This is a genomic window from Micrococcus sp. LASM2_SD2, from assembly GCF_057364565.1.
This window is the reverse complement of sequence record NZ_JBNFOB010000045.1, coordinates 1-12,175: the sequence shown is the minus strand read 5'-3', so window position 1 is coordinate 12,175 and position 12,175 is coordinate 1. Positions and strand designations below refer to the sequence as shown.

General features: G+C 72.8%; 14 protein-coding genes and 2 pseudogenes. 14 read left to right on the top strand and 2 right to left on the bottom strand.

Annotated elements, in window-relative coordinates:
• Nucleotides 1-76: 76 nt before the first annotated feature.
• Nucleotides 77-619, bottom strand: coding sequence for an isopentenyl-diphosphate Delta-isomerase (gene idi / locus AC2W7A_RS04290; RefSeq protein WP_485990276.1), 543 nt, complete (start codon nt 617-619; stop codon nt 77-79).
• Between the two features lie 194 nt (nt 620-813).
• On the opposite strand from idi, the gene AC2W7A_RS04285 reads away from it, so the two are divergent.
• From AC2W7A_RS04285 to AC2W7A_RS04230, 12 genes are all read left to right on the top strand, one after another.
• Nucleotides 814-1,251 carry a MarR family winged helix-turn-helix transcriptional regulator gene (locus AC2W7A_RS04285; RefSeq protein ID WP_485990275.1) on the top strand — a complete coding sequence of 146 codons (438 nt, stop codon included), beginning with the start codon at nt 814-816 and terminating at the stop codon, nt 1,249-1,251.
• On the top strand, nt 1,248-2,363 hold the full coding sequence (locus AC2W7A_RS04280; protein WP_485990274.1) for a polyprenyl synthetase family protein: 1,116 nt from the start codon (nt 1,248-1,250) through the stop codon (nt 2,361-2,363). Before AC2W7A_RS04285 ends, AC2W7A_RS04280 begins: the two co-directional genes overlap by 4 nt.
• A 3-nt stretch (nt 2,364-2,366) precedes the next feature.
• Nucleotides 2,367-3,338, top strand: coding sequence for a phytoene/squalene synthase family protein (locus AC2W7A_RS04275; protein WP_485990273.1), 972 nt, complete (start codon nt 2,367-2,369; stop codon nt 3,336-3,338).
• Complete coding sequence (crtI, locus tag AC2W7A_RS04270) at nt 3,335-4,807, top strand: phytoene desaturase family protein (protein ID WP_485990272.1); 1,473 nt, start codon at nt 3,335-3,337, stop codon at nt 4,805-4,807. The genes AC2W7A_RS04275 and crtI overlap by 4 nt, the downstream gene beginning before the upstream one ends.
• A complete protein-coding gene (locus tag AC2W7A_RS04265) occupies nt 4,744-5,124 on the top strand; it encodes a hypothetical protein (RefSeq protein WP_485990271.1) in 381 nt (126 codons plus the stop codon). Before crtI ends, AC2W7A_RS04265 begins: the two co-directional genes overlap by 64 nt.
• Nucleotides 5,121-6,005, top strand: a complete 885-nt coding sequence (locus AC2W7A_RS04260; RefSeq protein WP_485990270.1) for a prenyltransferase — start codon at nt 5,121-5,123, stop codon at nt 6,003-6,005. Before AC2W7A_RS04265 ends, AC2W7A_RS04260 begins: the two co-directional genes overlap by 4 nt.
• Nucleotides 6,002-6,391: a lycopene cyclase domain-containing protein gene (locus tag AC2W7A_RS04255; protein ID WP_485990269.1), complete on the top strand. Its 390-nt coding sequence runs from the start codon at nt 6,002-6,004 to the stop codon at nt 6,389-6,391. Before AC2W7A_RS04260 ends, AC2W7A_RS04255 begins: the two co-directional genes overlap by 4 nt.
• Nucleotides 6,388-6,705 carry a lycopene cyclase domain-containing protein gene (locus tag AC2W7A_RS04250; RefSeq protein WP_485990268.1) on the top strand — a complete coding sequence of 106 codons (318 nt, stop codon included), beginning with the start codon at nt 6,388-6,390 and terminating at the stop codon, nt 6,703-6,705. The genes AC2W7A_RS04255 and AC2W7A_RS04250 overlap by 4 nt, the downstream gene beginning before the upstream one ends.
• Nucleotide 6,706: 1 nt before the next feature.
• Entirely contained in the window at nt 6,707-7,297 is a 591-nt protein-coding gene (locus tag AC2W7A_RS04245) for a DUF2238 domain-containing protein (RefSeq protein WP_485990267.1), read from the top strand.
• Nucleotides 7,294-7,881, top strand: coding sequence for a glycosyltransferase family A protein (locus tag AC2W7A_RS04240; protein WP_485990266.1), 588 nt, complete (start codon nt 7,294-7,296; stop codon nt 7,879-7,881). The genes AC2W7A_RS04245 and AC2W7A_RS04240 overlap by 4 nt, the downstream gene beginning before the upstream one ends.
• The gene (locus tag AC2W7A_RS04235) at nt 7,785-8,051 is read left to right on the top strand and encodes a hypothetical protein (protein WP_485990277.1); all 267 of its coding nucleotides are present in this window, start codon (nt 7,785-7,787) and stop codon (nt 8,049-8,051) included. Before AC2W7A_RS04240 ends, AC2W7A_RS04235 begins: the two co-directional genes overlap by 97 nt.
• 470 nt (nt 8,052-8,521) lie before the next feature.
• Nucleotides 8,522-8,809 carry a hypothetical protein gene (locus tag AC2W7A_RS04230; RefSeq protein WP_485990265.1) on the top strand — a complete coding sequence of 96 codons (288 nt, stop codon included), beginning with the start codon at nt 8,522-8,524 and terminating at the stop codon, nt 8,807-8,809.
• A 163-nt stretch (nt 8,810-8,972) separates the two neighbouring features.
• Here the strand turns inward: AC2W7A_RS04230 and AC2W7A_RS04225 are convergent, their stop codons facing one another.
• Nucleotides 8,973-10,499: an SDR family oxidoreductase gene (locus AC2W7A_RS04225; RefSeq protein WP_485990264.1), complete on the bottom strand. Its 1,527-nt coding sequence runs from the start codon at nt 10,497-10,499 to the stop codon at nt 8,973-8,975.
• Between the two features lie 175 nt (nt 10,500-10,674).
• On the opposite strand from AC2W7A_RS04225, the pseudogene AC2W7A_RS04220 reads away from it, so the two are divergent.
• Both AC2W7A_RS04220 and AC2W7A_RS04215 read left to right on the top strand, forming a co-directional pair.
• Nucleotides 10,675-11,007, top strand: a pseudogene (locus tag AC2W7A_RS04220) (SWIM zinc finger family protein); the annotation flags it as partial.
• Nucleotides 11,008-11,209: 202 nt separating this feature from the next.
• A pseudogene (locus tag AC2W7A_RS04215) lies at nt 11,210-12,175 on the top strand (DEAD/DEAH box helicase); the annotation flags it as partial.

Genomic DNA, 12,175 nt, shown 5'->3' with positions numbered 1-12,175 from the left:
CGGAGACGGGCGGCCGTCGTCGTGACGGTCAGGGCGGACCTCGGAGCCGGGGTCAGACCCGGCTCCGGTGCCGCGGTCAGCGGGCCTCGAAGGCCCCCTGCCGCCACTGCTGCACCAGCCACGGGCTGAACGCGGCGGGCACGGCGGCCAGGGCGGCGGTGAGGTCCGCGACCTCCACCCACTCCCATTCGGCGACCTCGTCCCACACCGGGGCGGGGTCGCCGTCGGTCTGCGCCCGGAACACCGGGCAGATCTCGTTCTCCTCGATCCCGGCGGCGTCGGCGGCGCGGTAGCGGAAGTCCGGCAGCACCGGCGCCACCGTGTGCACGGGCACCCCCAGCTCCTGCGGGGCACGACGCTCGACGGCCTGAGCCGGGGACTCGCCCGCGCCGGGGTGTCCGCAGAATCCGTTCGTCCACACGCCGGGGAATGCCCTCTTCCCCAGGGCGCGACGGGTCAGCAGGAAGCGCCCGTCCGGGCCGTAGACGTGGCAGGAGAAGGCCAGGTGCAACGGAGTGCCCTCCTCCCGGTGGCGGTGCACGGTGGCCTTCGGCTCGGTACCGAGTGCGTCTCCATGCTCGTCCACCAGGACGACGAGCTCTGTCTCTTGTGATCCCACGGATCTCCTCTCGGCCCCCGTGCGCAGTGCGGGGGCGACGGTCTTGACAGCCAATGTCTCTCGAAGACTAAGATATCGCATAAATACGATTGTTAGATGATCGAGAGAAAGGGCGGTGGGTGTCCGTGACTGCCGCCGCGGTACGACCCGAGACTCTGCATGCGACCCCTCACGCCCGGACGCTTCGCAGGATCGTGCGCCTCAACGGGGAGGTGCGGACCCAGATGCGCCGGCTCATGGGGCTCAAGGACACGGACTACACGGCTCTCAGCCTGCTTATGCGCCGTCCCATGGGACCCACCGAGCTCGCCCGCTCCCTCCACCTCACCACGGCCGCGACCACCGCAGTCGTGGATCGTCTCGTCGCCGCGGGCCACGCCGTCCGCGAGCCCCACCCCCAGGATCGTCGCCGCACGACGGTGCGCGCCGTGGACTCCTCACGGGAGCGGGCGATGGCCGAGGTCCAGCAGATGGTCCTGTTGATCGACCAGGTCGTGGAGGACACCTCCGAGGCAGACCAGGCCGCGGTGCTCCGCTTCCTCGAGAACACCGCGGCGCACTTGGAGACATGGCGAGACGACCTCGTCCGCCGGGCCGACGAGCAGACAGGGACGACGGAGGTGTCGCCGTGAACGACGTCACCGGGGCGAGGACGATCCAGGACGTCCGGTCTGCCCTGGACGCTGTGTTCGACACCCCGCCGCTGACCACAGTGCCGGTGCCGGCCTCGTTCCATACGCTGTGGGCCAGGCTTCGTGAGCAGACCATGGGAGGCAAGCTCGTACGTCCTCGGCTGGTGGACCTGGGGTTCCGTGCGGGGGCCGGTGCACGGGGCCGGTCCGCCGCAGAGGCCGACCGCCCGGCGTCGGTGGTGCGACTCGGCGCCGCCTTCGAGCTGCTGCACGCCGCGCTGATCGTCCACGACGACATGATCGACCGCGACGAGATGCGCCGCGGACGCCCCACCCTCGCGGAGCAGTACCGCCGAGAGATCGTCGCCATCGGCGCCCAGGACTCCGAGGCCACCCACCTGGGCCGGTCGATCGCCGTGATCGCGGGGGACGTGCTCCTCACAGAGGCCTTCACGCTGGCCACTACGTGCGACCCGGACCCGGCAGCGGCACTCAGGGTCGCGCCGATCGTCTTCCGAGCCGCCACCGCCGCCGCGGCCGGCGAACTGGAGGACGTGGTCTTCAGCCTCCACCGCCACGGCGGCGAGCACCCGGACACCGAGGGGATCCTGCTGATGGAGCGGCTCAAGACGGCCTCCTACACGTTCGAGGCGCCTCTCGAGGCCGGTGCGCTGCTGGCCGGAGCCCCACCTGCCCACGCCGCGGCCCTGGCCGAGGCCGGCGCCCAGCTCGGGATGGCCTACCAGGTGATCGACGACGTGCTGGGGACGGTGGGGGATCCGGCGCGCACCGGCAAGGCCAACGGGGCGGATCTACGGGAGGGGAAGGCCACCCTGCTCACCGCCCACGGTCGCAAGGACCCGGCCGTGCGGCGTGCCCTCGACGACGTGGCCCGTGCCGAGCAGGACGGCGCCTGCCTCGCGGAACTGGACGCCGCCGTCCACGCGGCCCGGCATGCGCTCGTGGGGGCCGGGTCGATCACCCACGCGACCGCCGTCGCGGCAGAACTCGTGCGTTCCGCCCGCGAGCTGCTGGACCCGCTGCCCATGGGAGATGCCGAGCGGGACGAGTTCGCCGCGACCTGCCACACCTTGCTCACCAGGGAGGCCTGAGACATGTCCGCCACCGATCCGCTCCGCCCACGTCCCGCCCACTTCCCCGCCGGACGCAGCGCCCGTGGGGAGACCGACCTCGGCCTCTACACCGACACCGCCCTCCGAGCCGCCCGGACCGTGATCGGCAGATACTCCACCTCGTTCTCCTGGGCCTGCCGCTCTCTGCCGCCGACGTCACGCAGGGACATCGCCGCCGTCTACGCCATGGTGCGCGTCGCCGACGAGGTCGTGGACGGCACCGCCCGCGCCGCCGGCGCCGATGACACCCGCGTGCGGCATGCGCTGGACGCCTACGAGCTGGCCTGTGAGGAGGCCATGGCCACGGGGTTCTCCACCGACCTCGTGCTCCATGCCTTCGGCGACGTCGCCCGCCGTCACGGCATCACCCACGAGCTCACCCGACCGTTCTTCGCGTCCATGAGGGCGGACATCGAGACCTCCGAGCACGGCGCAGACTCTCTCGCTGAGTACATCCACGGCTCGGCGGAGGTGGTCGGGCTGATGTGCCTGCAGGTCTTCTTCTCTCTGGAAGGCACACGCGCAGACACCGCGGCGGACCGCGCTGCCCTGCGCTCGGCGGCCTCCCGGCTCGGTGCCGCGTTCCAGAAGGTCAACTTCCTGCGCGATCTCGCCACGGACCACGAGGCCCTCGGCCGCACCTACCTCGCCGGCGCCGCACCGGACGAACTCACCGAGGCCCGCAAGGACGAGCTCCTCGCCGACCTGCAGTCCGACCTGGACGCCGCACTGCCTGGCATCCTGGCCCTCGATGCGCGGGCCGGCCGCGCCGTGCTCCTCGCTCATGGACTCTTCCAGGAACTCGCGCGGCGCATCCACGCGACCCCCGCACCCGAGCTCGCCCGCCGCCGCATCCGCGTGCCTGGGCATGTGAAGGCAGCCATCGCGGCCCGTGTCCTCACCCGCTCGCTCGCCCGGCGGGGCCGCCGCCCGGACAGGAGACCCACCTCATGAACCGTCCGTTCCTTCGCCGACGCGGCCTCCGCAGGCCCGCCCAGCACCCTTCCGTCTCCGACTCCCGAACCGAGAGCCGCGCCGTCAAGCCCCGCACCGTCGTGGTCGTCGGCGGCGGCTTCGCAGGACTGGCGACCGCAGGACTGCTGGCCCGCGACGGCCACCGGGTGACGCTGATCGAGAAGAACGACGAGGTCGGGGGCCGCGCCGGCCGGTGGTCTGCGGAGGGCTTCACGTTCGACACCGGCCCGTCCTGGTACCTGATGCCCGAGGTGATCGACCGCTGGTTCCGGCTCATGGGCACCTCGGCCGCCGAACGTCTCGACCTGCGGCGCCTAGACCCGGGCTACCGCGTCTACTTCGAGGAGCATCTGGACGACCCCCCGGTGGACGTGCTCCCCGGACGCGACCACGCCCGCGCCCTCTTCGACCGGCTCGAGCCCGGCTCGGCCCCGCGGCTCGACGCGTACCTCGACTCGGCGGCCCAGGTGTACTCCCTGGCCAAGCGCCGCTTCCTGTACACCGATTTCCAGGACCTGCGGCACCTGCTCCGCCGCGACGTGCTGTCCGCCCTCCCCACGCTGGCCCCGCAGCTGCTGGGGAGCCTGCGCCGGCACGTCGCCGCCCGCTTCCAGGACACGCGCATCCGGCAGATCCTCGGCTACCCGGCCGTGTTTCTGGGCACCTCGCCCGGCCGAGCCCCGGCCATGTACCACCTGATGTCCCACCTGGATCTCCAGGACGGTGTCCAGTACCCGATTGGTGGATTCGCGGGGCTCGTCGACGTCATGACGCACCTGGTGCGGGAGGCCGGCGTGGAGATCGTCACCGGTTCCGAGGTCACCGCGATCGACGTGGCCGACGTCCCGGCGCCCCGACGGGGCCTGCCACGGCTGCGCGCACGGCTTCCCCGACCGTGGGAGCCCGCGGCAGCGGAGGGCGGTCCGCGGCGGACGGGGTTCGTGCGCTCGGTGACCCACCGGAGCGAAGACGGCACCACGCGGACGGTGCCGGCCGACACGGTGGTGGCCGCCGCAGACCTCCACCATGTCCAGACGAGGCTGCTGCCGGCCGGGCACAGGGTCGCCGAGTCCGTCTGGGACGCCCGCGACCCGGGGCCCTCTGGAGTGCTGGTCTGCGTGGGCGTCCGCGGGCGCCTGCCCCAGCTGCTGCACCACACCCTGCTGTTCACCGCTGACTGGGAGGACAACTTCGCACGCATCGAGTCCGGCGCCGACCTCGCCGACCAGACGTCGATCTACGTCTCCAAGACCTCCGCACCGACCCCACGGTGGCGCCCGAGGGCGACGAGACGCTGTTCCTCCTGGTGCCGGCTCCCGCGGTGGAGGCATGGGGCCGGGGCGGCGTCAGCACCCCGGACCGGGACGAGCCCGGAGACGCCCAGGTGGAGGCCGTCGCGGACCGCGCCCTCGCCCAGCTGGCACGCTGGATCGATGTGCCGGACCTGACCGAGCGGATCGTGGTCCGCAGGACGTACGGGCCCGGCGATTTCGTCGCCCAGGTCCACGCGTGGCGCGGATCCCTGCTCGGCCCCGGCCACGTGCTTGGCCAGTCCGCGCTGTTCCGTCCGCCCGTGCGCGACCCCCGTGTGAGCGGCCTCGTCCACGCCGGCTCGTCCGTGCGTCCGGGCATCGGGGTGCCGATGTGCCTGATCTCCGCGGAGATCGCCCGGGAAGTGGTCTCCGGCATCCCGGCCGGTGCACCCCTGCCGGATCCGGGAGTGTCGGCGGCCTCCGACCCCGCCCACCGCCAGGAGGGCCCGTGATCCGAACCCTGTTCTGGGCCTCCCGGCCGTTGAGCTGGGTGAACACCGCCTACCCGTTCCTGGCCGCCGCCCTGCTGACCGAAGGTCTTCCCTGGTGGCTGATCTTGCTGGGCACGGTGTTCTTCCTCGTGCCCTACAACCTCGCCATGTACGGCATCAACGACGTCTTCGACCACGAGTCCGACCTGCGCAACCCCCGCAAGGGCGGCGTCGAGGGGTCGGTGCTGGGTGATCCCGCCGTGCGCCGCGGCGTGCTGAAATGGTCCTGCCTCGTACCGGTGCCGTTCGTGCTCGTGCTTGGGGGATGGTCGCTGGCACGGGGTGACCTGCTCTCCGTGGCGGTGCTGTCCGTGAGCCTGTTCGCGGTGGTGGCCTACTCGTGGTCCGGACTGCGGTTCAAGGAGCGCCCCTTTCTGGACGCGGCCACCTCGGCCACGCACTTCGTGTCTCCAGCGGTCTACGGCCTCGTGCTGGCCGGCGCCCAGCCCACCACCGCATTGACCGCCCTGCTCCTCGGCTTCTTCCTGTGGGGCATGGCGTCGCAGATCTTCGGGGCGGTGCAGGACGTCCTTCCGGACCGCGAAGGCGGACTGGCTTCGGTGGCCACCGTCCTCGGCGCCCGGCGCGCGGTGGCGGCGTCGGTCGTCCTGTACGCGGGATCCGGTCTGCTCATGCTCGCCACGGAGGGGCCGGGCCGGTGGGCCGCCGTGCTGGCCGTCCCGTACATCGTCAACGCGGGCCGATACCTCGGTGTCACGGACGCGTCCTCGGGGCGGGCCCACGGCGGCTGGCGTGTGTTCCTCTGGCTGAACTACGTCACCGGCTTCCTGGTCACGATGCTGCTGATCGCCTGGGCCTGGCAGCGGGGAGGGGCCGGATGACATACCTGCTGGTGCTGATCGGGCTGATCGGCTGCATGCTGCTGGTGGACCACCGGTGGCGGTTGTTCCTGTTCCACCGTCCCCTCCCGGCGCTCCTGGTGCTCGCCGCCGGGGTCGGCTACTTCCTCTGGTGGGACGTGTGGGCGATCGCCGAGGGCATCTTCCTGCACCGCGAATCGGGCCTGATGACCGGGGTGATGCTGGCAGACCAGCTGCCCCTGGAGGAGGCCTTCTTCCTGCTGTTCCTCAGCCTGAACACGATGGTTCTGTTCACCGCCGCCGTGCGCCTGGCGGAGACGTGGCGCCGGCGCGGCGGTCTCGCCGCCTCCGGCCACGAACGGTCAGTGCAGGTCGGCCGACCTGAGCGGGACGGGGGGCAGGCATGACGTTCTGGCAGCTCAACCTGGTCTTCCTCGGTGTGGCCGCCGCCGTCCTCGCGCTCGCGGCGGTCGCCGGCAGAGTGCGCGCGCGGCATGTCGGTGCCGTGGCCGCGACCACGGGGTTGCTGTGGATCCTCACGGCGGTCTTCGACAACCTCATGATCGCCTCCGGCCTCTTCGACTACGGGCATCACCGCCTGGGCGGGGTCTACATCGGCCTAGCCCCGCTGGAGGACTTCGCCTACCCGCTCGGAGCCGCCCTCCTGCTGCCCGGCCTGTGGCTGCTGCTGACCGGTGCTCACCGGGTACGGGAGCACTGACGTGGTCCCGCTGGTCGCCGCCGACGCCCTTCGCCTGGTCGGGCTGGCGCTGGTGCCGCTGGCCGGTGCGAGCGCCGGATGGCCGTCCGGCGCCGTCATGTTCCTCGTGTTCGGGACCCAGTGGCTCCTGCGCTGGTGGGTGGGCGGTCGGCCGCTTGACTGGGCGGGTCAGGCCGTCCTGCTCGCTGCGGGGTGGTGCTCCGTCACGGGCCTGTACCACCGGGTGGACCACCTAGACCTCGTCATGCATGCGGCCACCAGCGCGGTGGTCGCCCTGCTGGTGGGGGCGGCCGTGAGGTCACTGCTCCACCGGCGCGGGGTCTCGACCCGTGCGGCACTGCGGCTGCTCGGCCCAACACTGTGCTGGGCGGGGCTCGTGTCCGCCGTGGGTACCCTCGGGGTGCTGTGGGAGGTCGCCGAGTGGGCGGGGCACCGGTGGATGACGGAGGAGATCGGCGTGGGCTACGCGGACACGGTGGGGGACCTGGCCGCGAACCTCGTCGGTGCGGGCGCCGCCAGCGCGGCGGTGGTCCGTGCGGCGGGCGCTGACGCTCCGCGCCTGGACAGCACGGACGCTGAGGCAGGACCGTGAGCGCACCTCCCACGATCGGGCAGCGCCGCTCCACGGTCTCCGTGGTGGTCCCGGTCCGCGACGACGCCGCGCACCTGCAGGCCTGTCTCGCCCTGCTGAGTGCCCAGTCCCGACCCGTCGACGAAGTCGTGGTGGTGGACAACGGCAGCCGGGACCGTTCGGCCGAGATGGCACGCAGGGCCGGGGCCCGGGTCGTGCATCAACCGTTGCCCGGAATCCCGGCCGCCGCCGCGGCGGGCTATGACGCCGCCCGCGGTGAACTGATCCTGCGGTGCGATGCGGACAGCCGCCCGGACGTGGACTGGGTGGAGCGGATCTGTGCGGTGCTGGAGTCTGCCCCCGAGGTCTCCGGTGTGACCGGGCCGCCCCGCTTCGTCGACAGGGTGGGCGCCGAAGGCCGGGCGCGGGAGGCGCTGCACACCCTCGGGTACCGGTGGTGCGCCGGTGCGCGGCGCCGCCGTCCCTCCTCTGGGCTGCCACATCGGTCGTGCGTGCCGAGGCCTGGAGGGACGTCCGGGAGCAGGTCGAACGGGTCGATCCGCTGGTCCACGACGACCTGGACCTGTCCTTCTGCCTGGCCCTGACCGGACGCCATCCCGTGGTGCACGTGCCGACCCTGAGGATGGGCGCCTCGGGGAGGGGATTCGCCTCGCCTGCAGCGCGTCGCCGCCAGCTGCGGATGGCGGTGGCGACCCTGCGCAGGAACTGGGCCGTCCTGTCCCCGGGTCAGCGGTGGGTGCGGCGGCTGGGCTGACGTCAGACCGGGCCGACTTCCGAGGAGCCTCGCACCTGAGCGTTCGTGAGGTATCTCACGTGACCTGCATGACATCTCCCTGTTCGGCGTACAGTGGCGCCTTGTGCCCCCGGCTGGATCCGAGGCCGCCCGCCGCCGACACCGCAGTCGCCGCGGCACGCGGACCCACGGCCCAGGAGCACCCACAAATCCGAAGAGTCCGAACGACTGAAGAGAGATCCCATCATGCATCGCATCGCCACCCGCACCGCCCGTGCCGCAGCCCTGTCCGCCGCAGCCCTGCTCGCCCTGACCGCCTGCGCCGGGGAGTCCGAGGAGACCGAGCAGAACACCGCCGACCAGTCGGCCTCGCAGGCCGAGTCCGCACCCGCCGAGGGCGAGAAGTCCGAGGGTGGCGAGGCCGACGCCCCGCAGGCCGAGGAGGTCTCCTTCTCCGCCGGCGACTGCCTCACCAACACGCGCGCCGTGACGTGGGCACCTTCGAGAAGGTCGACTGCGAGGAGGAGCACAACGCCGAGTACCTGTGGGCCGTCCCGGAGAAGGGCGAGGACGACACCACGGACACCGAGTCCGTGTGCCGTGCCGAGGGCACGAAGGCCGGCGAGGACATCGACGCCACCGTCTCCGCCACCGAGCTGCGCAACTCCGCCGACGGCTCCCAGCACTGCATGGTCTACGCGGTCGCCGAGGGCTGGGAGGGCCAGATCGTGGACCCGTCCACCACCCTCGAGGACGCCCAGGCTGGCGCCGACTCCTGAGCCGAGCGGCCTCGCTGACCTGAGCGCCGCCAACTGCCCGAAGGCCCTGCCCCGTCGACGAGACGGCGCGGGGCCTTCGTGCTGTCCGGACGGGTGCGGCACGGCGGTCGCCGGTGGCGTCCGCCCGGTGCCTCCAGCGGCCCGTCCCGGGCCAGGGTGGGGTTCACTCGGAGGGGAGCGGCCGTCGTCGTGCCTCCGCCACGATGTTCTCCGCCATGGACGGGAACACGAGGGCATGGAAGGGGAGGATGGCCGTCCAGTAGGCGCGGCCGACCACGCCCGAGGGCATGAACACGGCGCGCTGGCGGTAGACACAGCCGTCCGCCGTGCGCTCCACGCCCAGCTGCAGCCAGGCCCGGCCGCCGGCGCGCATCTCCGCGCGCAGGGTCAGCAGGCGGCCGCGGTCGATGGACTCCACGCGCCACCAGTCCACGTGGTCGCCCAGGCGCAGGCGCTCCGGGTCGCGGCGGCCACGGGCCAGGCCCGGTCCGCCAATCAGCTTGTCCATCATGCCGCGCATCCGCCACAGGAACGGGGTGGAGTACCAGCCGTTCCGGCCGCCGATGGACTCGATCACGGGCCAGAGCTGCTCGGGGGAGAGGTCCGTCTCCTTCTCCCGCTCGTCCGTGTAGACGGTGGAGCCGGCCCAGTCCGGGTCGGCCGGCAGGGGTGCGGCGGGGTCGCGGCCCACGGTCTGGTCCGCGTCCCAGGTGACCTCGAGCGGCCCCTCCTGCTGCCGGGCCAGCGCACGGCGGACGGCCTCCTTGTAGGAGGCGAGCCCGCCGGCGGGATCCGGGACGATCTCCGCCACCGTGTGGTCGTCCGTGACCGCGTCCTCCGCCAACGACGCGGCCAGGGGCATGGCCACGCCCACCGGGATGGGGGTGACCAGGCCGATCCACACGCCGGACAGGCGCATGGCCGGCAGGGGCAGGGGGATCACGCGGCGGCGGCCGAGCCCGGCGACCTCCGCGTAGTCCGTGAGCATGGACGCGAACGTCTGTGGCGTGCCGCAGCCGATCTGCGCACGGGCCTGCACCGGGGCCTGCAGGGCACAGGCGTGGGCCAGATAGTGGAGCACGTCCCGGATGGCGATCGGCTCCACCCTGTTCTTCAGCCACCGCGGGCCCGGCATGATCGGCAGGCGCTCGGTGAGGTGGCGGATCATCTCGAAGCTGGTGGAGCCGGAGCCGATCACGATGCCCGCCTCGAACGTGAGGGCGGGGATGGAGGAGGCCTCCAGGCGCCGGGCCACGAGCTCGCGGGAGCGCATGTGGTCCGAGAGCTCCTCCACGGGGCGGTCCGGGTGCAGGCCGGAGAGGTAGACCACCTGGGCGACGCCGGCGGCCTCCGCCGCCGTGGCCACGGTGTCCGCGATGGACTGCTCGCGCTCCACGAAACCGGCCCCGCCGCCCATCGAGTGGACGAGGTAGAGCACCGTGTGGACGTCCTGCATGGCGGCCCGCACGTCCTCGGGCTCGGAGAGGTCGCAGCGGACGATCTCCACATCGGAGCCCCAGGGGCGGTCGGCGAGGGCGTCGGTGTTGCGGGCCGCGGCGCGCACTGTGAAGCCGGCGGCGAGCAGTTCTGGGATGAGACGGCCGCCCACGTAGCCGGACGCGCCGGTGACGAGCACGCGGCGGCCGCGGCCCTCGGGGAGGCTGAGCTGGAGAGGAGAGGAAGGGGTCATGCCGAACACGCTAGGGCTCGCGGCAGGGGCTTGGGCAGGGGCAGGGACCTGCGGAGCCGCTGAACGTGGCGGGCCGTGGGGGTCGTCGGCGGTCACGGCAGGGACAGGCGCCCTGTGACCTCGGCCCGGGCTCCGCCCTGTGACCTCGGCCCGGGCTCCGCCCTAGGATGGAGGGATGGCCTCCGAGCAGTCGAGCACCCGCACGCCTCGCATCGACACGGACGCGATCCGTGCCGTGGTGGGGGCCACCTCCGCATCCCGCGGCTTCCAGTACGCGAGCACCTCGCGGGTGGGCCGCGTGGGCTTCGACGCCGAGACCGGCCTGCTCACCGCCCAGGTGGCCGGTTCCGTGCCCCGCCCGTACCGGGTGCGCGTCCGCCTGCAGCCCACCGTGGCCGCGGACCTGCAGCCCGAGGGCACCGACCCGATGGACATGGAATGGGAGCCGGTCCACGGCGAGTGCACCTGCCCGGTGGGCACGGACTGCAAGCATGTGGCCGCCGTCTGCTACCGCGCCGTCCGCCTCCGCTCGGACGAGGCGCTGGGCCGGGCCAAGGAGGACCTGGCCGCGCTGATCACCACCGCGGACGAGCTCGCCTCCCGTCTGGGAGGGGCGGGGGGCGCCCGGTGGCCATGGCACCGGTATCCCCGACGACGGCTCGGCCGGCTCCGACGCCCGCCGCGCCTCCGCCTCGGACTGGCGCCGGATCATGGAGCCGCTGGCCGGCCTGCAGACCTCCTCCGCCCGCACCCCGCAGGCGCCGCTGGCGATCGGGGTGGAGCTGGTGGCCGAGGCCTCCCGCTCGAGGTACCAGCAGTGGGGTCCGGCCGGCGCCGGGGAGGACCGGCTGCGCGCCGGCCGCGGGCTGTTCGTGCTGCTGCGCCCGCTGAAGAAGGGCGCCAAGGGCACCTGGATCAAGGGCGGGCTGACGTGGAAGCAGTTCCAGTACCCGCGCGCCGAGTTCGACCCCGCCCACGAGCGGGCGCTGCGCCTGGTCTACCGGCAGCTCATGGCCGAGGACACCTATCCCACCGACGCGTGGATCATGCTCCACCACTTCGACTCCACCCGGATCTGGCAGCTGCTGGAGGGCGCCGAGAAGGCGGGGGTGGAGCTCGTGGCCCAGGGGTCGCTGGCGGACGTGGTGCTTCAGGAGCCGGTCCGTGTGGGCCTGGACGTGCGCGAGGCCGGCGGCGGCGAGCTGGCGGTGTCCCCGCGGCTGCTCACCGCCGCCGACGAGGAGGCCGACGCCGCAGACGCCCACCCGGTGGGAGGCATTGGCTTCTACCGGGTCCGGGAGGCCGAGGAGGGGTTCGTGGTGCACCTCGTGCCGGCGGCGCAGACCCTGGCCGATCCCGTGCAGCGGCTGCTGGAGTCCGAGGACGCGCTGACCGTCCCGCAGTCCGACCGCGCCGACTTCCTCGAGCGCGTCTACCCCCGGCTGAAGTCCCAGCTGGAGGTGGCCTCCACGGACGGCTCCGTGGACCTGCCCGAGTTCGAGCCGCCCACGCTGCGCCTGCAGGCCGATTTCCAGGCGGACCACCGCCTGGACCTGTACTGGTCCTGGCTGTACTTCGACCCGCCGCGGCAGGTGGAGGTGGACTCCCCGGGACGCCGCTGCGGGGACACCGCCCACGAGCAGCGGGTGGCCGCCCGCGCCGCGGAGGTGTGGCCG